The 19,373-nt window shown below is 47.4% G+C and carries 20 protein-coding genes and 1 tRNA gene; 9 read left to right on the forward strand and 12 right to left on the reverse strand.

Annotated elements, in window-relative coordinates; all coding sequences use genetic code 11:
* Positions 1–49: 49 nt before the first annotated feature.
* Positions 50–949, forward strand: coding sequence for an EamA/RhaT family transporter (locus E7Z62_06115; protein ID MBE6522681.1), 900 nt, complete (start codon positions 50–52; stop codon positions 947–949).
* A gap of 92 nt (positions 950–1,041) precedes the next feature.
* Positions 1,042–1,118 (forward strand) — tRNA-Lys (locus E7Z62_06120).
* A gap of 140 nt (positions 1,119–1,258) precedes the next feature.
* Here the strand turns inward: E7Z62_06120 and E7Z62_06125 are convergent.
* Together E7Z62_06125 and E7Z62_06130 are read right to left on the reverse strand one after the other, a co-directional pair.
* Positions 1,259–2,251: a site-specific integrase gene (locus tag E7Z62_06125; protein MBE6522682.1), complete on the reverse strand. Its 993-nt coding sequence runs from the start codon at positions 2,249–2,251 to the stop codon at positions 1,259–1,261.
* Positions 2,248–2,460 (reverse strand): hypothetical protein, encoded by a 213-nt coding sequence (locus tag E7Z62_06130; protein ID MBE6522683.1) that lies wholly within the window; start codon positions 2,458–2,460, stop codon positions 2,248–2,250. The genes E7Z62_06125 and E7Z62_06130 overlap by 4 nt, the downstream gene beginning before the upstream one ends.
* Positions 2,461–2,742: 282 nt before the next feature.
* On the opposite strand from E7Z62_06130, the gene E7Z62_06135 reads away from it, so the two are divergent.
* From E7Z62_06135 to E7Z62_06145, 3 genes are read left to right on the forward strand one after another with little or no spacing between them, the layout of a single operon-like run.
* Positions 2,743–3,366: a hypothetical protein gene (locus tag E7Z62_06135; protein MBE6522684.1), complete on the forward strand. Its 624-nt coding sequence runs from the start codon at positions 2,743–2,745 to the stop codon at positions 3,364–3,366.
* On the forward strand, positions 3,367–3,801 hold the full coding sequence (locus E7Z62_06140; protein ID MBE6522685.1) for a type II toxin-antitoxin system VapC family toxin: 435 nt from the start codon (positions 3,367–3,369) through the stop codon (positions 3,799–3,801). It abuts the gene before it with no gap.
* Positions 3,802–3,806: 5 nt separating this feature from the next.
* Positions 3,807–4,070 carry a hypothetical protein gene (locus E7Z62_06145; GenBank protein ID MBE6522686.1) on the forward strand — a complete coding sequence of 88 codons (264 nt, stop codon included), beginning with the start codon at positions 3,807–3,809 and terminating at the stop codon, positions 4,068–4,070.
* A gap of 52 nt (positions 4,071–4,122) precedes the next feature.
* Here E7Z62_06145 and E7Z62_06150 read toward each other — a convergent pair whose 3' ends face one another.
* From E7Z62_06150 to E7Z62_06170, 5 genes are all read right to left on the reverse strand, one after another.
* On the reverse strand, positions 4,123–7,314 hold the full coding sequence (locus tag E7Z62_06150; protein MBE6522687.1) for a class I SAM-dependent DNA methyltransferase: 3,192 nt from the start codon (positions 7,312–7,314) through the stop codon (positions 4,123–4,125).
* Positions 7,315–7,952: 638 nt separating this feature from the next.
* On the reverse strand, positions 7,953–9,269 hold the full coding sequence (locus E7Z62_06155; protein MBE6522688.1) for a hypothetical protein: 1,317 nt from the start codon (positions 9,267–9,269) through the stop codon (positions 7,953–7,955).
* Positions 9,270–9,573: 304 nt separating this feature from the next.
* A complete protein-coding gene (locus E7Z62_06160) occupies positions 9,574–10,461 on the reverse strand; it encodes a hypothetical protein (GenBank protein ID MBE6522689.1) in 888 nt (295 codons plus the stop codon).
* Positions 10,439–11,716, reverse strand: coding sequence for a hypothetical protein (locus E7Z62_06165; protein ID MBE6522690.1), 1,278 nt, complete (start codon positions 11,714–11,716; stop codon positions 10,439–10,441). The genes E7Z62_06160 and E7Z62_06165 overlap by 23 nt, the downstream gene beginning before the upstream one ends.
* Before the next feature lie 241 nt (positions 11,717–11,957).
* Positions 11,958–12,917 carry a site-specific integrase gene (locus E7Z62_06170; GenBank protein MBE6522691.1) on the reverse strand — a complete coding sequence of 320 codons (960 nt, stop codon included), beginning with the start codon at positions 12,915–12,917 and terminating at the stop codon, positions 11,958–11,960.
* Positions 12,918–13,178: 261 nt separating this feature from the next.
* Between E7Z62_06170 and E7Z62_06175 the strand changes: the two genes are divergently transcribed.
* The gene (locus tag E7Z62_06175) at positions 13,179–13,508 is read left to right on the forward strand and encodes a hypothetical protein (GenBank protein ID MBE6522692.1); all 330 of its coding nucleotides are present in this window, start codon (positions 13,179–13,181) and stop codon (positions 13,506–13,508) included.
* Between the two features lie 133 nt (positions 13,509–13,641).
* On the opposite strand, the gene E7Z62_06180 is transcribed toward E7Z62_06175, so the two are convergent.
* Complete coding sequence (locus E7Z62_06180) at positions 13,642–14,163, reverse strand: ABC transporter ATP-binding protein (protein MBE6522693.1); 522 nt, start codon at positions 14,161–14,163, stop codon at positions 13,642–13,644.
* A 40-nt stretch (positions 14,164–14,203) separates the two neighbouring features.
* Between E7Z62_06180 and E7Z62_06185 the strand changes: the two genes are divergently transcribed.
* Complete coding sequence (locus tag E7Z62_06185) at positions 14,204–14,479, forward strand: hypothetical protein (protein MBE6522694.1); 276 nt, start codon at positions 14,204–14,206, stop codon at positions 14,477–14,479.
* A 4-nt stretch (positions 14,480–14,483) separates the two neighbouring features.
* Positions 14,484–15,146, forward strand: a complete 663-nt coding sequence (locus E7Z62_06190; GenBank protein MBE6522695.1) for a hypothetical protein — start codon at positions 14,484–14,486, stop codon at positions 15,144–15,146.
* Positions 15,147–15,724: 578 nt separating this feature from the next.
* Here the strand turns inward: E7Z62_06190 and E7Z62_06195 are convergent.
* The 4 genes from E7Z62_06195 to E7Z62_06210 all read right to left on the reverse strand — a co-directional run bounded on the left by E7Z62_06195 (position 15,725) and on the right by E7Z62_06210 (position 18,627).
* Positions 15,725–16,261 (reverse strand): hypothetical protein, encoded by a 537-nt coding sequence (locus E7Z62_06195; protein MBE6522696.1) that lies wholly within the window; start codon positions 16,259–16,261, stop codon positions 15,725–15,727.
* 30 nt (positions 16,262–16,291) lie between these two features.
* Positions 16,292–16,603, reverse strand: coding sequence for a hypothetical protein (locus E7Z62_06200; GenBank protein ID MBE6522697.1), 312 nt, complete (start codon positions 16,601–16,603; stop codon positions 16,292–16,294).
* A complete protein-coding gene (locus E7Z62_06205) occupies positions 16,600–17,820 on the reverse strand; it encodes a hypothetical protein (protein MBE6522698.1) in 1,221 nt (406 codons plus the stop codon). Before E7Z62_06205 ends, E7Z62_06200 begins: the two co-directional genes overlap by 4 nt.
* Positions 17,821–18,024: 204 nt before the next feature.
* Complete coding sequence (locus tag E7Z62_06210; protein ID MBE6522699.1) at positions 18,025–18,627, reverse strand: hypothetical protein; 603 nt, start codon at positions 18,625–18,627, stop codon at positions 18,025–18,027.
* A 540-nt stretch (positions 18,628–19,167) separates the two neighbouring features.
* Between E7Z62_06210 and E7Z62_06215 the strand changes: the two genes are divergently transcribed.
* Positions 19,168–19,373 (forward strand): hypothetical protein (locus E7Z62_06215; protein MBE6522700.1); only part of this gene is annotated, 206 nt, incomplete at its 3' end.

Below are 19,373 nucleotides of genomic sequence, written 5' to 3' on the forward strand. Positions count from 1 at the left end.
CTAGCCAGTTGCAATAAGATTATATTATTGAACTCTTCCCCATGCAATAATGAAGGAATTGATCAACAGTGGCAACGCGAAGCTCATGATGATCCTCGCGATGTCCCTGTTCGGAACATTGGGTGTCTCCACCTATTTCATCGACCTGCCTGCCAGCATCATCGTGGTAGGCCGCGGTCTGATAGGTGCATCGTTCCTTCTGATCCTGATCCGCTTCAGCGGGTCCAAGCTCTCCAAGGACGACATCTACGGGAACATGTTCACACTGACATGCTCGGGTATCTGTCTGGGGCTGAATTGGCTCTTCCTCTTCGAAGCATACAAGAGCATAGAGATATCCGTTGCCACCGTCCTGAACTACCTTACTCCGGCCATGGTCATCCTGATCGCTCCCCTGGTGTTCAAGACCAAGCTTACATTCATAAAGCTCGGATGCGCGTTGCTTGCGCTACTGGGATTGGTTTTGGTCACAGGCATACTGGAGAACGACACGGAGGACATCAACTACTACGGACTGATCTGCGGAGTTCTCGCTGCAGTCTTCTACACCGGACTGGTGGTCTTCAACAAGAAACTGAAGAGCATAGGCTCCTACGACAGGACCTTCGTCCAGCTGCTCATCGCCGGTATCGTCGTTGCGGTATACAGCCTATTCACGGTAGACTTCGGTTCGCTCCATCCTGATACGCTGTCCATCGTACTGCTGGTCGTCATCGCAGTTTTCCAAACAGCCATAGCATTCACGCTATACTTCGGATCGCTTGCTCATCTAGATGCCCCGACCGCCGTGATGTACGGTTACATAGAGCCTGTCATCAGCATAGCCCTCAGCGTCATCATACTGCATGAGGATCTGGGCATCATCGGATGGATCGGCGCGGCCCTGATCCTTGGCTCGACCTTCCTTTCCGAGATTCTGAGCAGAAGAAGGGAGCGCCAATCCGCTTGATGATGCTGGCCGTTGATGATTCCCGGTTCTTGATGCCTTTATCAGACAGACATCTTTATTTACAAGAAGTCACTAACGTGATTTCACTCAGTGGGCCTGTAGCTCAGCTAGGTGGAGCACTCGACTCTTAATCGAGGTGCCAAGGGTTCGAATCCCTTCAGGCCCGCCACTTGTATAGCCAGATACCTTGAAAATAATTCTATCATTTCGCTGGACGTTGTTCCGTATCCTCCGTAATGTGTGTACAATTGTACAGTACGTTCAAAATCAATCCTGTTTGGGTAAGGGTACCCAAGACGGGAATTACCCTCAGGGGTAAGACCTGTCTTGGATGAGTTTCTGCATCACGGCATCCTTCAATTTCCACTTGTCTAGGATCTCGTTACAGGCACCGTGCTCGCTCTTATCGCAGTAGTGACGCTGTGTCGTATTGATGGTCGAATGGCCAAGGACCAGGGACACATTGTGTATGTCTTGCCCTTCATCCAAAGCCTTCTGTCCGAAGGTACGGCGGCAAGTGCGGAGATCGAACTTGAACCCGACATCCTTCTCCACCGCAAGCTTCAGCTTCTCCACCTGGTTGTACCCGATGAACTCATCCTTGCCGCGTATGGGAGGGAAGAGGGCATCGGACTGCCTGCCGGCCATCTGCAGCTTCATCCTCCTGGCCTCGAGATAACGACTCATTATATCCAGACCATCCGGATGGATTGGCGCCCATCTGGGGGAACCGTATGTGCCTTCGCCCTTGACGTGCTCAGCGAAGATCTTCCCGTAATCGACCCCTATCACAAGGTTGTTCAGGTAGGCCTTACGGAGCTCCTGAGGACGGAGACCGGAACAGATTGCAAGGGTGACTATGGCGTAAGCCTCTGTCATCTTCCAATCCAAAGGAGAGACTTCCTTTGCCTTCGCAAGTATGCAGTCGATCTGATCATTTTGCAACGCATCATGACGCCTGTTGCACTTCTTGGGAACATGCGACGGATACTTCACCTTGAACTGATGGACAGCATCATTGTCGAAGTAGGTCAGCATCTGCTCCAGACATTTTAGATCGGTCCTGATAGTTGCGGGAGCCAGACCTTCGGATTTGCGGTAGCCCATAATCACATCGATGTCCCTGGCGGTGAACTTCTTCGGATTGGACGTTTCCAGATCTCCATTGGCCTTCAGCTTCTCCACGATCTCTCCAAGATGGTTGAGCTTTCTCCTGACAGAATCATAGGTTATCTGCTCAAGATGTCCGCGCTGTGCGGGCATGAACTCTTTCATTGCATCGGTGAACGGATAGCGTGTCATCTTATACACCTCAGATTGTCCATCTCCTTCCTCTCCATGTCGGATGCAAACCTCTGGAAAGCCTGGAAGATCCTGCGTTCATCCCTGTTCAGGTACTTCGTCTCAAAATTGCGGAGGAAGGAGGCCAGAATGCTTGCGCTCACAGCCCTTCCCACGGATTCCTCTATCTGGGCCTCGATAACCGAGGCCTCCATATTATCGTTGACCATATCTCAATTCTCCTTAAGTCCGAATTTCGGGTCCCCGGATAGCGCATGCTGCGCGCCATCCTCACCCACCTCCTCGGAAGCGGTTTGTTCGTCTGCTAGTAGCCCTGTAAATTCATGCCTATGGAGCTGGAGCCAGAGCCTGTACTCCCACTCATCCATGTACACCATACTTATCAACCTCCTTAGTTTTGTAATTGTTTCATTACTTTTTTATTATTTAATGATTTTTCCATCACGAATAATTTAATAGACGGCTTAAACATAACAAATGATGGTGAATGAATGGGAATTCTTTCAAAAACGGACAACAGCAAGAAGAATGCTAGCATCATGGTAAGGATGCCTAGCAGCCTATCGATGATGATAGATCTGTCCGTAGGAATCTCATACACGTCCAGGCCGGATTTCGTCATAGATGGAATTAGGAGATTTATCCACTACATCAACAACGAGGAAGCTGCGATAATGCTATACCTCCAGGAGAAAGAGGATGCGGCCAAAGATGTGAAACTTGAATTCTACCATGAGACCATCAAAGAGAAGACCGAGATGTACCGCAACATGGTCAGCAGTGCATCCGCAAAGTCCAAAAGAAAAGATGTAGATATCCTCCTGAGTCTCCCGAAAGGACTGGCATCCCAGATTGACAGGATGGTGGAACGCACGGGATGCTTCCGCAATCACCAAGAGTTCATCAAAACCGGTTCGGCATATTTGATCATACTCTTGGGTGTGGACAATACCAATGACATGCTCACGACGAACTTCCTTGAGAGCAACCAATCCACGAAGGATCTGAAGGAACAAATAGAGAAAATGAGAAAGGAGATGGAAGAGATAAGGAAGGGGGCGAATCCGTTGATCAACTTCCCTCCAGAACCTGATGATGAACAGGAGAGTGATTGAGTGAGGATCTATCTTGACAACTGCTGCTATGGGCGTCCCTATGACAGCAAATCTCAAATTAGGATACAATTGGAGTCCGATGCGAAACTAGCAATCCAGCATCGGATTGAAGCGGGTAAGTACGATCTGGTCGCCTCCTCATTCCTTCTGGATGAGAACAACAAAAAGACGGATGTTAGCGTGAGATCCCACATATTCGACTACATAGATTCCAATATGAAGGTATTCGTTCAAGAAGACGAGGATCCGGAACTGAGGAAACTAGCTAGCGAAATTGAAGAGACCGGCATTAAATCCTTGGACGCATCCCATCTTGCTGCAGCGATCTACGCCGAATGCAACTACTTTATAACTACGGATGACCGTATTCTCAAATACAAGACGGACAAGATCAAGATCGTCAACCCAGTACAATTCATCACGGAGGAGGAGTGAATCAGATGTATACAGATGCTGAAGTAAGAGACATCGGAATGGCTTGCCTTGTAAAGAAACTCGGCAAAGTAGATACAGAACGTTTCATCTCCGGATTCATCAAGGACAGCGGAGACTATACACTAGCAAGAAGAGAGCTGTATGACGACATGACCTTGGATGAGGTCTTCGAGAGCGCTTCCAACTACATGAAAGAGCATCCTCTAAGTCCGGAGACAAAGGCTCGTCTGGATGCTTACAAGAAGGCGCAGTCTTCGAAAAATCAATGAATCAGATGATTCAAGACGGGTAATCTGGTGACTAACCAAACAGATCACGCTTTTATTGATTCATTTCAGAGAGCAGATATTGAGTTTCTGTTTCAGAAAGTCCGTAGGCTTTGCAGACTTCCAGATCTATCTGTTTCTGAATCTCTTCGTCCCCATGATTCAGCATGATCTGCTTTACAAGTTCTTCTATGATAGCCTTATTGCTTGGTGACATAGGAACTGGAATGTTCTCAACATACTGCTTCTTCCATCTTCTCGTTCCAGCACCTGAAGTAGCAGTAATGAATTGGAAATACCAGGACACTAATGACGAATTGAGAATACCTAACAAATAGTATGGATTCTCAACAGCAAAGAAAAAAACAGAAGCTATAGGTTCTACCTCCTGTTCAATGAGACAGAAACGACCTCTGTCTGCAAGTTCTATCCATCCTATCTTTAACTCGTGTAATTCGTCCATGAAGGCACAGTTACGAAGATTATATGGCGTGTCTCCCTTATCATATCTCTTTGTAAGCGCTTCAATATGCGGATTCAAATAATCTTTAATGGCTGGATACTCATCTACGTTTATGCGAGATAATCCTTTTTTCTTATCTCCATTATGAGGGTTAATCAGCCAAAACAACTGATTCTTGTGAACATAATGATCCATATCTCTCCCTCTAAGTGTTGGAGAGATAAGATTTGCCGATCTGGGATCTTTAGCTACAATAGCATCCATCTGAGTTTTATCGATAACAAATACCTCATCAAGACCTGTTGTTATGCCCCTGTAAATATTGATACCCCAATTTTTCAATTTGACGCCATTGCTTTCGATTACATCCTTTACAATTGCCTGGTCAGCATCTTGTATTGCCCACAATGAATTTACTGCAAATGTATTCATAAGAGCTTGTTCCGACACCAATTTCCATAGATCATAATCATCAGATTCTGAATGTATTTCACAGGATTCCATTGATACTTCATCGACTGCTGTCAGATCCTTCGTCTTCTTGTAAATCAAGATTCCAGATTCTACTGTCGCACTCTTGAATACCTTCATCTTGGACAGATTGATTATCGATTGCGGTTCCGTCTTCTGGATGAAGAAATTGCGCAGTTTGGAACCATACTTCGCCTTCATCCATGAATTTGAGGTTATGTATGCAAGCATTCCCCCATCACGCAACAGCGACAGGCTGCGCTCGTAGAACAAGCAGTAAAGGTCGCCAGTACGGTCGAACGTCTCATAGCCTGCCAATTGATACACTGGATAGGGCTTAGTGTCCTTGATATTCTGCAATGCTACATAGGGCGGATTGCCTATGATAATGTCGAAGCCACCCTGTTCGAAAACATCATTAAAAGATATGGTCCAATGGAACGGATACAGGCCTACGAAATCCATCTGAGACATCGACAGTCCTTTCTGAGCGAGCTTGTAATTCATCTCGACGCTCAACTGTACTGAAAGCGTCATGCTCAGATCATTGATTTCCTTCTGGAGACTGTGTGATTCCGGACCGGACATATTCCTGAAGGCTTTGATCAATTGGTCACGCTGGGATACCAGATCCTTGACGGGAGCGCTCATCCCCCTGATCGGGTAATTATCGAGAACTGTCCCTTTGAACTCATCATTGGGGTTGACAGAACCTATCAGAGCATCCCCGTGATAAACATTGTAGTCGATGTTCGGCAGAGAATCGTATGATGACGGAAGATAGGAATCTGCAACCCACAACCACATACGAAGCTTGGCTATCTCGACAGCCTTACCATCGAGATCTACACCGAAAATGTTGTTAGAGAGTATATCCTTCTTCAATTGCACATCGGTTTTTCTCAAACCAGCCAATAGGTTGAAATTGAAATAGATGCGGAACAGAACATCCGCCGAGGACAGCAGGAATGCACCCGAACCGCATGCATTATCACAGATCTTGAGCTTCAGCAACACATTGTCATATATCTTCCTCAGAGTTGTATCCCTCAGAGCGTAAACATCATCGATCGTCTTGATATCATCGACGTCATTCGATGGATAACCGTCAGCCAACATGTACTCTCTGATACGTGTCAGCAGGACCTCATGAATGGTCCTGGTGGACATGTAAGATGTTATCTGGCTTGGTGTATAGAATGAACCTGATTCTTTCCTTTTATCCGTGTTCATGGACATCTCAAAGATATATCCGAGAATCTCAGGATCCATAGTGTTGACTGAGCCGTCCCTGCTGCTCTCCAAATCAAAAGTACTGAGGAAATTCAATACTCTCTTGAGGGTTGCAGCTTTGATTCTGAATGTACTATGGAACTGTTCAGGACTGCTTGGGATGAACAGACTACCGTTCAGGTAGGGGACCTTACGGAATATCGGGTTGAGGGAATCACGACGATCCTCAGGAGTGTTGAGGACGTTGAAGAACAACACCTTCATCTCCGTGAATAATCTGTCATCGCTCAGTGATAGGAGGTAATCTATAACAGACTCCTGGATAACGCCTTTGTTCTCCAGAAATTTGATGAATATTAGGCGATTCACATAAATCTGGGCGATTTCTTCCTTCGCAGTCTGACCTAAGGTCCCCATCTGATTGTCGATGGAGTGTGTCAAGGATTCATTCTCCGGAATTTTGACAGTGTGGCCTTTGCCATCGCTATATGTACCGCCAACCATCAAAGCGAGGTACCAGCGATAGAATCTGTTTGTGATTTCCTCTTTATTCTGGACTACGACTCTGTTTCCAAAAAAGATGTCATTCACAACGTCGAAATCCTCAGTTATATCGAACTCAGCGACAACATTGGCAGTATTGTTAACAAAAATCCATCTGCGCCCATCCGTTGCGATAGCATTACCATATTCAGTAACTCCTTCATGAAGCAACATTATATCTTTGGCCTGATTGACAGCGCCGTCTGTCTTCTTTGCATAGAGATCTGCATTCAAGGGTTTGGCCTCGACAATATATCTCTTACCGCACGGTGTTGTTATCGTGAGATCGGCAAAACGGCGATGGGATTGTACAGTTGTGAACTCGCGTTCTCTCTCATCGATGCTGCAACCCATTTTCTCTAGAATAGGTACTATGAGGTGATCTATAGTGAATTCTTCAGGTTTCTGGGCAGTACCAATGTAAGCAGAAACCAATTCTTTGGGAGATGAATGAAGAAAAACTGAATCTCTTCCTTCTTGGGTTAGTGATTCCTGAAAATCCTTAAACAACTGATCGACAAACTGTGTTGTACCCATAACCTTCTCCCGATTACGCGACGTGTTTTCAAATGTATAAAACTTCTATCCAATCATTAGTTAGTCAGTCATTACCATTGGAAATGCAAATCAAGAATAACCTAGTATGTATGAAGAGAAAACAGCCCCATTTATTGAGCACAATCATTCTGGGTTTTCCTAAATCGATTCATAATACGCTGCGAATGTTTCTTTAGGACCTTTGGTAAGACGTATATCGTTGCCCTTCACCAATACGGTTACCGGGAGTCCGAGGAATAACGTTTCCTTAAAAATGGGCTCCCATACATCATATCCATCCCAGGTTCCGATGCATTTAACATCCACGACCGCAGAATTATATCTGCTCTGAGAGAATTGGAGGATCCTAATCTTATCGATGAACTTAGTATCGATTACCTTTTCCGCATCCGAAATAATCGCATTCTTTTCATCAAAATCCTTATGCCGCTGAATCATTTTCACTCCAATCGCCCCATAAGTTTCCTTTTAACATTACAATATACATGTTATTGAATCAGGTACTCTTCTTCACGATTATTGCCGTTATACGAGTAAGAATCCTGCTACCACGGCCGCAAGGCCTGACATAGAATTACAGTCGTCCGAAGCCTTCACAAAATCATCGAACCATCAGATCAACGATGATGTCTCCCGAACAACACTGCAATCACTACCAATGCAACTACGAAGACTCCGATTAATAAGAATATTGTATCTGAATTGGAATTATCAACAGACATCCAATGAGCATATACTGTCGAATCCTCTTTGAATACATATGATGTGTCTATCTTCACGCCGCCGGATGAGGAAGTATACCAACCTTCGAAATTAAATGTGTCTCTGGAAGCTGTAGGCAACCAGTTCAAAATTCCTTGACCATTAGTAGTTTTTGATGCTGTTTCACAATATCCCCCATTAGGATCAAACGTAACTGTTAGAATAATACCATCAATCCAAATAGCAAAAATCGTACAATTGTTATCAAATACGGTTGACGTAGTGACCTCAGTCAACAATCCTTCCTTAGATAGACTCCAGAACATGAATGTCGAACCATCTTTTTTAGGTACAGGCAGAGATTGTAACCTACGATCTGAATTGGTGTCCATAGTTGATACAGAGGAAGTACCTCCGTTTGGATCGAACGTAATAGTTACACCCTGGATTCCGTAATATAAACTACCATTTCCTGTACCTTTCCAAGTCTTTCCAGCAAGATCTGAAGCGTTTTTCTCAATCTTATTTCCATTTAAGAAGAAATCTACACCTCTGAATGCTTTCTCATCTATAGATTGTAGATTATTCGAAAAATGAACCTCTTCCAACGCTGTACAATAATAAAATTCCATAGATCCCAGATACTCAATATTAGGCATGTCGACATATCTCAAGGAATAACATTGATTAAAAGACTGATTCAATGAAGAACATTTTATGTATGCATATGTAAGGTTGTTACAACCGTTAAACGCCCCTACGCCACCCATTGTTGTGTTCTCCGGTATTGTCACGGACAACAATCCGGATGAAGAAAATGCAAGATAACCAATTAGCAACGTACTATCTGGTAAGTCAACACTAATAAGCTTATCATATTGTTGGAATATATAAGCGCCAATTCCATTTACGCCATCCTTAATGACGACGTTCCGTATTTGATCCTTATAATCCTCCCAGGGTGGACGATTAGTGCCATCATAAGCATTATCAAAATCTCCTGTAGTATGAAAAGTACTATCGCCATATGGGGCAATAGTAAGCGTATCACCAGTCAAAGACCAAGAAGTACTCTCGACAATACCTCCTTCAGAAACTTCACCTTCTATGCCGTCAACTATTACAAAAGACGATAACAATGCTACAGAAAAGAGAAGTAAAAATGCAACTGTCGTTAACTTTGCATTCTCGTATAAGCGGAGGTTAATCATCGAATAGATAAGCGGGGCCATAGTATTTGATTGTTCCACAAAGAATGATAAGGGTTGAATGAAGATTATCAATTCATCTTAAACAAGTTTTAACTCAGGTTATCTCTATCAAGTCGTGGTCCGAATCCCGCTTCGCTGCGCTCGCGTGATTCGTCCTAGGTCGGGCCGTGGCCTCGGCAGAGCCTCGGCCGCCCGACCGTTGTTGTAACGTGTAAAAGAAAAGCATAGATGCCTGCCTGGCGGGTCCGTGCCTGGGCCTTACGGCCCTGCGGCACCGGACCGCCGGCAGGCGGTTGATAGGGATATCTCCTACGTTGATGTGCGTTCAGCGACCGAAAAGACGGCCGAAAAGGGATCTTCTTCTCACAGGGAGCATCTGAATCCCTTTGAACGCAGGCCTTCTGCACTGAACGAGAGAATCGTCTTCCAGCATATCTAGATAGATTTCGGTGCATTGAGCGTAATCGAAACTGAAGCCTATATCCTCCTCTACCTGATGTTTGAGCTCCCTGGATTCGTCCGGACTGATGTAATCGAAGAGAGGATTGGATGATGGGAATAGTGGCCTCGGTGTGGAATTGACGAGACCGAGCAGATAGGTCTGATCGATGTATCTGCCGACAACCGGAAGTCTGTTGAGATCGAGACGTTCATCCCTTTCCATTCCATCCCTATCGATGAATCTGATGCGGTAGTTATTCACACAGCCGTTCTCGAATACATTGCGCAGCTTCGCCTTGCGGAGCATATCCGGATGTATGCCGAATACTATCGCCAGCATGACGAATGCGTATGCCTTCACAAGATGGCTGCCCTTGACATCCTTGGAATTGTGAAGGAATATCTTCCTCAGGGCCTTGTTGGAATTCTCCCTTCTCTCTTCCAGATCCTTTCTCTTGAGTTCCTCCAGATATTCCTCAACTGAACAGTTGTCATTGAAACGGAGATAACCATCGAGATACGTAAGGTCCCTGGAGATGGTGGATTCCGATACACCCTCGGACCTGCGCTCTTCTATGAAACATTGAATGTCCTTCGGGGTGATACGAGATGGGTTGTCGGATTGTATCACACCGTTCTCTTTCAGGAGATGCAGGATCCTGCCGATGTTATGAAGATGGTTCCTGTCTGTAGATGACAGCTGATCATTGGAACTATCGGAGCCCGTTCCCAGAAACTCCTCGACCCTGTCATTGAACGGATAACGCGACATGTCGACCTCCAGCGTTCTGTTCCGACATAATCTGTTTGAATCTCTGAATGGACCTCTGCTCGTTGACAGCGGCTACGAAGTTGTACTCGTAATCGGCCAGGGTCCTGATGCGCTTCCATTCCGAGGGACCTTCTTTCTTCGCCTCAGGTAGCATCCCGACACGGTCCTTGAAACCCTTGCCGAACGATACATCCCTTGTCCTGAAGCATTTATTTCCCAAGTGTGTGAACAGCATTGTGCGTTTGTCCTTATCCTGGACGGAGTTGATGTCAGGCACATCCTTGATAGAATTCTTCCCGCCTTCCGTGAGACACTTGACCAGATACTTGAACGGGTATGTGATGGCATCCCTGCCGGATCTCGATCCCTCTTCGGAGACTATGCCCTCGAAATCGATGAAACCATGCTTCCAGATAGGGTTCTGATCTACAGCCCTGCGGTAATCGGTCCTTGCGAGCTTCCTCATCAGAGGTCCTTTCCCGATCCTGTTGAGGATCCTCTGTTCGAACAGCCTCCAAGAGATCTTCCCATCCTTACCCTTATGACGCTCCACCATCACAGGTTCGTCAAGGATGAAGATGAGATGTGGGGCAGGATAACCGGAGGATTGCGCCTCCTTGGAAGTCAGGGTGCCGTGCTTCCCGAAGATCTTGCTGATGTTCGCATTGAGGCTGTTGATAACGTTGAACGTGTATTCGACCCCCTCTGTCGGAGTGGAGCGCAGAGCCGCCCAGGCCTCCTCGCATGTGAACTTGGACCTATCGAAGTTGACCGTACATAGTAGAAGTCTGGTCATCCTCCTGTTACGGAATCCCTTGACGGGGTAGTCGAAGATCTTACCCTCCAGAGCATTCTTGAGGGCATCCCTCTTCTTGGTCTTCCTCGTCGCGTATACGACGTTACCCCTCTTCGCAGATTGGGCGAATATGATTTCGCCGGACTCCAGATTGACGAATTTGTTGTAATCCTCAGATTCGATCCAATCCAGAAGGATTGCCTGCAGATTGGAATCAGTCATCGAACTCTCACCGCGGACGAGCTGCGCAATGAGCTCATCCTGAACGAATGGCCAACATCCCGATTCGTCGGTACGGCGCTCTATAGCTGGTAGCTGTTTGAGGACCTCGGACAGCCTCACTCCGTTCTTCTTCGTGTTCTCCCTGACCACATCGGGATCATAAGTGGTCAGATTTTCCTGCCTTAGAGGACCCTCCGGAGAGGCCTCGGGCGATTCGGCTAAAGCAATAGAATTCAATAGAAATTATACGGATGTACGCTCGGCGCTATTATACCAGAAATAGGCCTCATAGAAATTTTTCAGACATGCTGGCTCAGTTGGGTTCTAGCCCCTTCAGGCCCGCCACTTGTCTAGCCAGACACCTCGAAAAAAATTCTATTGGTATCGGATTTTCACGCTCTTTTCGTACCACCGCGCCTCGTTTCGAGTGTAAGTGGACTCGAATCCATGTTCGACTGTACAATTGTGTGCATCCAAATCAGGCCCCTTTGGAATCCCAATAATCCCTCATGTCCTGCGATGCATCATGGAGATCCTTGTCGGCGTATTCGCGCTGAGTAGTGGCGACGGAGGCATGGCCCATGACGAGGGAAACATCATGGATCGGCTGACCGTCCTTGAGCGCCCTCTTGCCGAATGTGCGCCTGCACTTCCTGAGGTCGAAGGTGATCTCCAGATCCTCCTCCACCATGGACTTGAGGGTACGTATCCTGCCATAGGAGATGTATCCCCCGTCGTGCTTGATCGGAGGGAAGACCGCATCCTCATTCTTACCTGCCTCCCTGAGCCTGAGGGTCCTCGCCTCGAGGTATCTCTTGAACACAGGGACGCCGTCGGGACGGACGGGAATCCAGCGTGCGACGCCGTAGGACTTCTCTCCCTTGACGTGCTCCGCATAGACCTCCATGTTGCCGTCGTCGAGGAATCTGATGTTGCTCATCGAGAGCATCCTGAGCTCCTTCGGTCTGAGGCCGCCGCATATCGCAAGAGATACGAGGCCGTAGGCCTCCATCTTCTCCCAGTTTCCAGTGCTGATCTCCATCGCCCTATCGATGATCCTCTTGATGTCCTCCTCGAACATCGAAGGTCCGCGGGTGTGGTACCTCTTGGGGATGTGCGCCGGGAATTTCTTCTTGAACTTGGTGACGGCCTCGTTATCGTAGAACGATAGCATCTTGTCCAGATTCCCGAGGTCCTTGTTGACCGTTGAGGCCTTCACTCCGCTCTGCTTCCTGTAACCGACGAAACGGTCTATGTCCTCCGGCGTGATCCTCTTCGGATTGTCGGTGGAGACCATACCCTTCTCCTTCATCTCGTGGAAGATGCGACCTATCTGCCTGAGGCGCCTCTCGAACGTCTGCATGGTTGTAGGCTCAATGTGGCCGGCCTCCATCGGCAGATACTCGTCGAGGCATTCCGTGAAGGGATACCTTCCCATGGGTCACACCCCCTTTCCATCCAGTTCAGTTCCGGGAACTGACGTTTCGCTGCACGCCATCCCATCCACCTCCCCGGAAGCTGTTTGTTCGACCGCTAGCAGCTCAGTGAGCTCGTTTCTGTGAATGGAGAGCCACAGATTGTACTCCCACTCGTCCATATATGTCATTTTTTAACTCCTACCAAATCACATAATTTGGTTATTTGGTAATTACACGGGGAATTATTTATAAATTTCCACCATCTAACCATTTTTGGTAATATGACATTCTTAGGGTCTGTAAAATTGGATTCAGCGAAGAGATTCACGATCATCAAAGAAGTGGCCGAGATCCTCCAGGTGGAGCAGAACGACCACATCATGTTCTATCTGGAGAACGGAGAGGTCGTGATCAGGAAGGTTCTGCCCATGATGGGCAAGGGCCTCAAAGGCCTTCAGGAGGATTTCGACGAATGGGTGCGCAAGCGCAGGATCGAGATCTCGATGATAGCCGACCCCGATGAACAAGCGGTAGCAACAGAGCAGCTGGAGGAAGAGATACGGGAGCACGAGGAGCATGTCGCGATTATGAAAGAAAACGGCATGATCTGATTCCATCGATGAAGCGGACGAGACGGCTAGTACCGATCTACAGGAGGTCGGATGATTTAATCGAGCACCCATCCTTCCTTAAACCGATCGGATCGGGCCGTAAACTATTCCGCTTCATACCCTCGGAATCGCATCAGTATTCCATGATATCTTCATCACCCATGCCGAGAGCACCTACCGAGTTTTCCGGACACATATTACAGCCACGTTCTGGACCGGAATCACTGCAAACGAACTGACTGTTCCACAACTCCGCATAGGATCCATTGGCTGCCAGCAACGATTCGTGCGTACCTTCCTCAATTATCCTTCCATCGTCCATGACCACAATCCTATCGCATCTGACCACAGATGATAGACGGTGGGCTATCATTATGACCGTCCTATGTTCGGGATCCGAGAAGATTTCATCGAGCACTTTCTTCTCCACCAGCATGTCCAGGCTGCTGGTGGCCTCGTCCATTACCAGGATGTCAGAATCCTTCAGGAACGCCCTCGCTATTGACAGCCTCTGCCTCTCGCCTCCAGACAGGTTGGAACCTCCCTCTTCCAGGTAAGTCTCGAATCTTCCTGGCATCTTCGATATGAAGGGCATGCATTGGGCCCTCTGACAGGCATCGAACATTTCTTCAACCGTCGCATCGTCCTTTGCCAAGCGGAGATTGTCCGATATCCTCCCCGAGAAAGCAAGGGTGATGACAGAAGAAGAGATGGAATATGAAGGCGGATTGTGGAATTTTATTGCTTCAGCGGCCCTTTTCGGTGCATCGCTAGTATGTGACTATTGTGGGTACAAAGAGGCTGCCATTGCCTGTTCTATAGGGAGTTGTGCATTATCCTTCGGTTTGGGAGCAGCAACTCTTGCTACAACCACAGCGACAACAGTAACAAAAGAAGTAGCAAAGGCTGTAGTTGACACGACAGTAGCACCCGGGGCCAAAGCAGTTTATTACGGAGTAAAATATCGCTGATATAATGAAAAGGGTGCTTTCGCTAATTGAAATATCCTTCGGGGTAGTACTGTTAATTGTAGTCATATTGACTTCTTACTACTCCAAGGACTTCATAGCGATTGCATCCATATTCCTTTTTTGTTTCTTTGGAATTCCGTCTATAATGGACGGAATTCATAGATTCAATAATACAGAAGAAGGAAAGAATCGTTCTGTTGCTATGATTCTGTCTTTAATCCCAGGGGCAGGCCATGCATATCTTAACTGCTGGAGAAGATCCATTTATTTTAGCTTGATCACTATCGCATTCTTTGTATTACTGGCTACATTCGTATGTGACCATGAAGAATTGAAGAAATATTCTCCGCTTGGCATGTTATTCTTCATCGTTTTTGGCTGGTTCGCTAGTTCTCTGGATGTTCAGAGATTGGCGGATTCGATAGGTCTGCGTTATGATGGTACCCAGTTCGAGATGAGAATCAAGAATTATGATCTGTTCGATCGCATATTGATGGTGATTGGAATCTCGGTTTGGTCAATTTGCAATTTAATATACTACCTAGACTTGGCAGACGGATCATACACCATCCTTCCGGTCATGTGTACGGTGATCGAGCTCGCTTTCCTTTCTTACTATATGACAATGAGATACAAAGACAAGAGATGTAAAGATGAAGAAAGATGAAGAAAAAGATACCCCGAAAGAAGAAGAAAAAGAGTCGCATAAAAAAGGCTACACGGATTTGGCATTCATAGGATCGGTAATAGAGACAATAGTTTCCTTCTTCAAATGACGGCCTTATACAAATGATACTTCCAATTCACCAAAGTCAAAGGGCAGAATAAAAACTTAACCAAACTGTGCATGGATGATCACAGCTATCGAAGAATATAGAACGATGACATAGAATAGGTTTTAGACCAGGTTTATGAAAAAAAAATTCGGAATCTCCTATTCACGATAACCTTTCGTTAAACCCTCTCCATCATCTCTAAGCTATCGCTTCATCATCAATCGGTTTTAACTCAGGTTATCTCTATCAAGTCGTGGTCCGAATCCCGCTTCGCTACGCTCGCGCGATTCGTCCCGGGTCGGGCCGGCGCCTCGGCAGAGCCTACGGCGCCCGACCCTCCATTCTACATATTCATCAAAAATCCCACTTACGGCTGGCCCGCGCCCCCGCTCTCGGCCCGATGGCCGTCGAGCAGGGTGCGCTGGGCACAGCGACCGATTTAGATGACACTGACCTGTACGGGCGAGAATCAGAAAATATCCCTGATCCTTCCGACTATTCCCTTCTTCGGATAGGAGTAATATATGTCCGGCATATGGTTCCTCGAAGATTGTTCATAATGCTCCGGATCATCGGATACCTTCCTCTCTCTGAACAGACGCTGGCAGATGCGATAATCGAATTCGGTACCGACATGGTTCTGGACTTCCTGTTTGTACCTGTGCATATCGTTAGGGCTAATGAATCTGAATAGAGGATCCGCCGAAGGGAACATGGGCATCCTTGTTGTCAGCTGATTCCTGTATACCAGATGCTTGATGTACCTCTCGATTATAGGCAATCTCCTGAAATCCAGCTTGATGTTGTGCAAGGTGTTGTCGGCGCCTATGAATTCCAGATTGTAATCCATAATGCTCTGACTGGCCAGACCATGGATCAGAACAGATCTGCGGATACGGTCGGGAGTCGTCCCGAGGACTATTACAAGGATCACGAACGAGAAAGCTCTCAGCGGATCGTTTGGAAGCTTGTCGGGTCCGGAGATTATCCTGAGGATCCTGTCCAATGCCGCCTTCGACGAATCCTCGGAACGGCCCTATTCCTCCGTGAGGATAATCTCCGCTGCATCGTTGTCATGAAAGGCCAGATAACCGTCGAGATACTGGAGGTCCCTCCTGACCGTGCTGGCCGATACTCCGTCGGATATGCGTCTTTCCGTGAATTCCCTGACATCATCTGCCGTTATCCGAGCAGGGCTGTCCGAGGGGATCTTGCGTTCCGTCTTCAGCTGATGGAACACCCTCCCGAGATTGCCGAGACGGCGTCTGGCGGATTCACTGGATTCTTCCGTCATCTGCAAGGACCCGACATAATCATCGATATTGTCCGAGAACGGATACCTGCTCATGTGACCTCCTGTCGGGTGATTTCCGCTTTCTGCTGCCTGAGGATATCGGCCATCCTGTCGATCGCTTTCTGTTCTTCGAAGGCCTTAATGAAATTGTGTTCGTACCCCGTGATGGTCTTGATGCGCTTCCATTGGCTGGGTTCGTCGGACTTCTTCTCCGGGAGCATCCCGATACGGTCCTTGAATCCCTTGCCGAATGAGATGTCCCTCGTTCTGAAGCATTTGTTGCCCAGATGTGTGAAGAGCATCGTGCGTAGGCTCTTGTCCTTCACCGAGGATATGTCCTTCAGATCCTTGATGGAACTGGACCCGTCCTCCGTGAGGCACTTGACCAGATACTTGAACGGATACGTCAGAGCATCCCTCCCCGATTTGGATCCCTCTTCAGTTACGATGCCCTCGAAATCGATGAAACCGTATCTCCAGATGGGGTTCTTAGCAATTGCATCCTTATAGCTGCCTCTGCAGAGCTTCCTCATCATATCCCCCTTGCCTATCCTGTTGAGGATGTGCGGGTCGCATACCCTCCAGGATACGCGGCCATCCTTCCCGACATGACGCTTGACCATTACCGGTCTGTCAAGAACGACGATGATGTGAGGGGCGGGATACCCGTTGGCCTGCGCTTCCTTGGCAATCAGGGTCCCGTGCTTTCCGAAGATCTTGGTGATGTTCGCATTCAGCTTGTTCAAAAGATTGAAAGGTGTTTTCGATCCCTCGATGGGGGTCGAACGCAACGATGCCCACGCCTCCTCCATGGAAAGAAGATACTGTGCGAATGTAGGTGTGATCAATAGTAGCCTCGTCATCCTCTTATCATGGGAACCCGGGATGGGGTGATCGAACACCTTGCCGTCCAGGGCGTCTACCAAGGCATTCCTTTTCTTCATCTTCCTGACCGCATAGGGGACGTTGCCCCTTTTGGCCACCAGAGCATAGACGAATTCGCCCGATTTCTTGTTCCTGAACTTGTTGTAATCCATGGATTCCACCCAATCCAGGAATTCAGCCTGCAGCTCCGGATCCAGCATAGAAAGGTCTTCCTCCACGAGTTCGAACATGAATTCCTGAGACTCGTGGGTCCAATCGCCGGATTTATCTGTGCGGAAGTTGGGCTTAGGAATACTTTTGAGGACGTTACCAAGAGTTGATGTCCTGATGCTTCCCAAACGGGCATCGAACGTAGCTGCCTCTGAGACAGGTGGATTCGTTATCAAATAAGTTTTCGCGGGGTGACTGCGAGCATTCTATCCGAGGAAAAAGGGTACCCAATAGACTCTTTCAAAGCATATGCTGGCAACACTTACATTCGAGCCCCTTCAGGCCCGCCACTTGATTTTATCATCCTCGGACAACTGTTCCTTCGAGTTTCCCATTGGGACGGTTCTTTGATTGTGAAAACATCTTAGGATCGCCAACATTCAGGAGAACATCAGACGGTACACGTACATCGTCAGCGGTTCTCCGGCATACGACATACTGCCTGAGCCTATCCTCTCGGCACCCATATGGTCATAGAATCCGTAATTGCAGTCCGTGTCGGAGTAGAAGAAGATGCCTTTCTTTCCTGCCTCGGTGACAAGACGCTTGGCCTCCTCGACAAGAGTGCGCCCGAGACCGTAGCCCTTGGCATCTTTGCATAAGATGAGCAGCGACAGTTCTGCCAGATCGGAGGACTTGTATTCTTTGACGAATCTTCCGTACATCTCTTCCAGTTCATGATCCGCTTTCAGGAATATCTTGAAGCTGGGGTTGTCGGAAAGGACCTCCTCCAGCTCCTTCCTGCGTACAGATACGTCGATCGAACTTGGGCCCATACCCTTCAGGACCAGTATCCCTTTTGGCTCTCCGTCGACGGTGGCTGTGATGGCATGGTTCGCACCGTTCAGACATTGGACCAGATAATACTCGGCGATAAGCAGACCGCTCTCTTTCGTATACGTCGAGAACTTCCATTCGAGGTCTATCGCCTCGGACAGCACCTTGTAATCCTGCGGTATCGTATTCCTCAGTTCTACGGCCATTCTTCTCACCGACACGGAGGGACAAGATCCCCCATCCATCACACCTGTTCACACGGACTCAACATTCTTAATCCTAACTTTGACACATCTGCCTATAATCATTTTAAAAAACGGGAACCGACAGAATTTGACACTTGTCATTAATGAGCGGGATCGAACCGGCGGAGGACATCTCTGATCGGACATATCAGGCGATATGATACGGATCGACACTCATTCTTGATTTGAACCATATCGGGAATCAGATACCAGCAGACTGTTCATCCATTATGTGTTCCCAAAGGCATCAACTGTCAAATTTTGTTCCGTATCATACGGAAATGATCTGAGTCCTCGGACTTCTGGACCGATACGGATCATATGTCGAATGAAGTTGTTTCAAGGGATGGGAAATGCTTTGTACGATCGCCGCGCAGCACAAGCGATGTCAACCCATCGATTTCGCGGTATTCATTACGATGAACATAAACATGCATTTTCTGAACCAGGACCGACGGACCGGACGCACAATTATGTTCTAAGGATACAACTCATCCGACGATGTGCTATAAAGTCGTGAAGATGAGGATCGAGCCCGATTCCTCTCAGAGGAAGGTGATAGACGATACGATCGATTACAACAGGTACGTCTTCAATTTCCTGATCACGGCTAACAAACTGACCTATGCTAAGGAGGAGAGGATCCTATCTGAGTTCGAGATGAACAACCTCTGCACCAAATTAAGGAAGAGATGGCCTTGTTTCAG

The sequence above is a fragment of the Thermoplasmata archaeon genome, assembly GCA_015063285.1.
Classification (GTDB): Archaea; Thermoplasmatota; Thermoplasmata; order Methanomassiliicoccales; family Methanomethylophilaceae; genus Methanoprimaticola.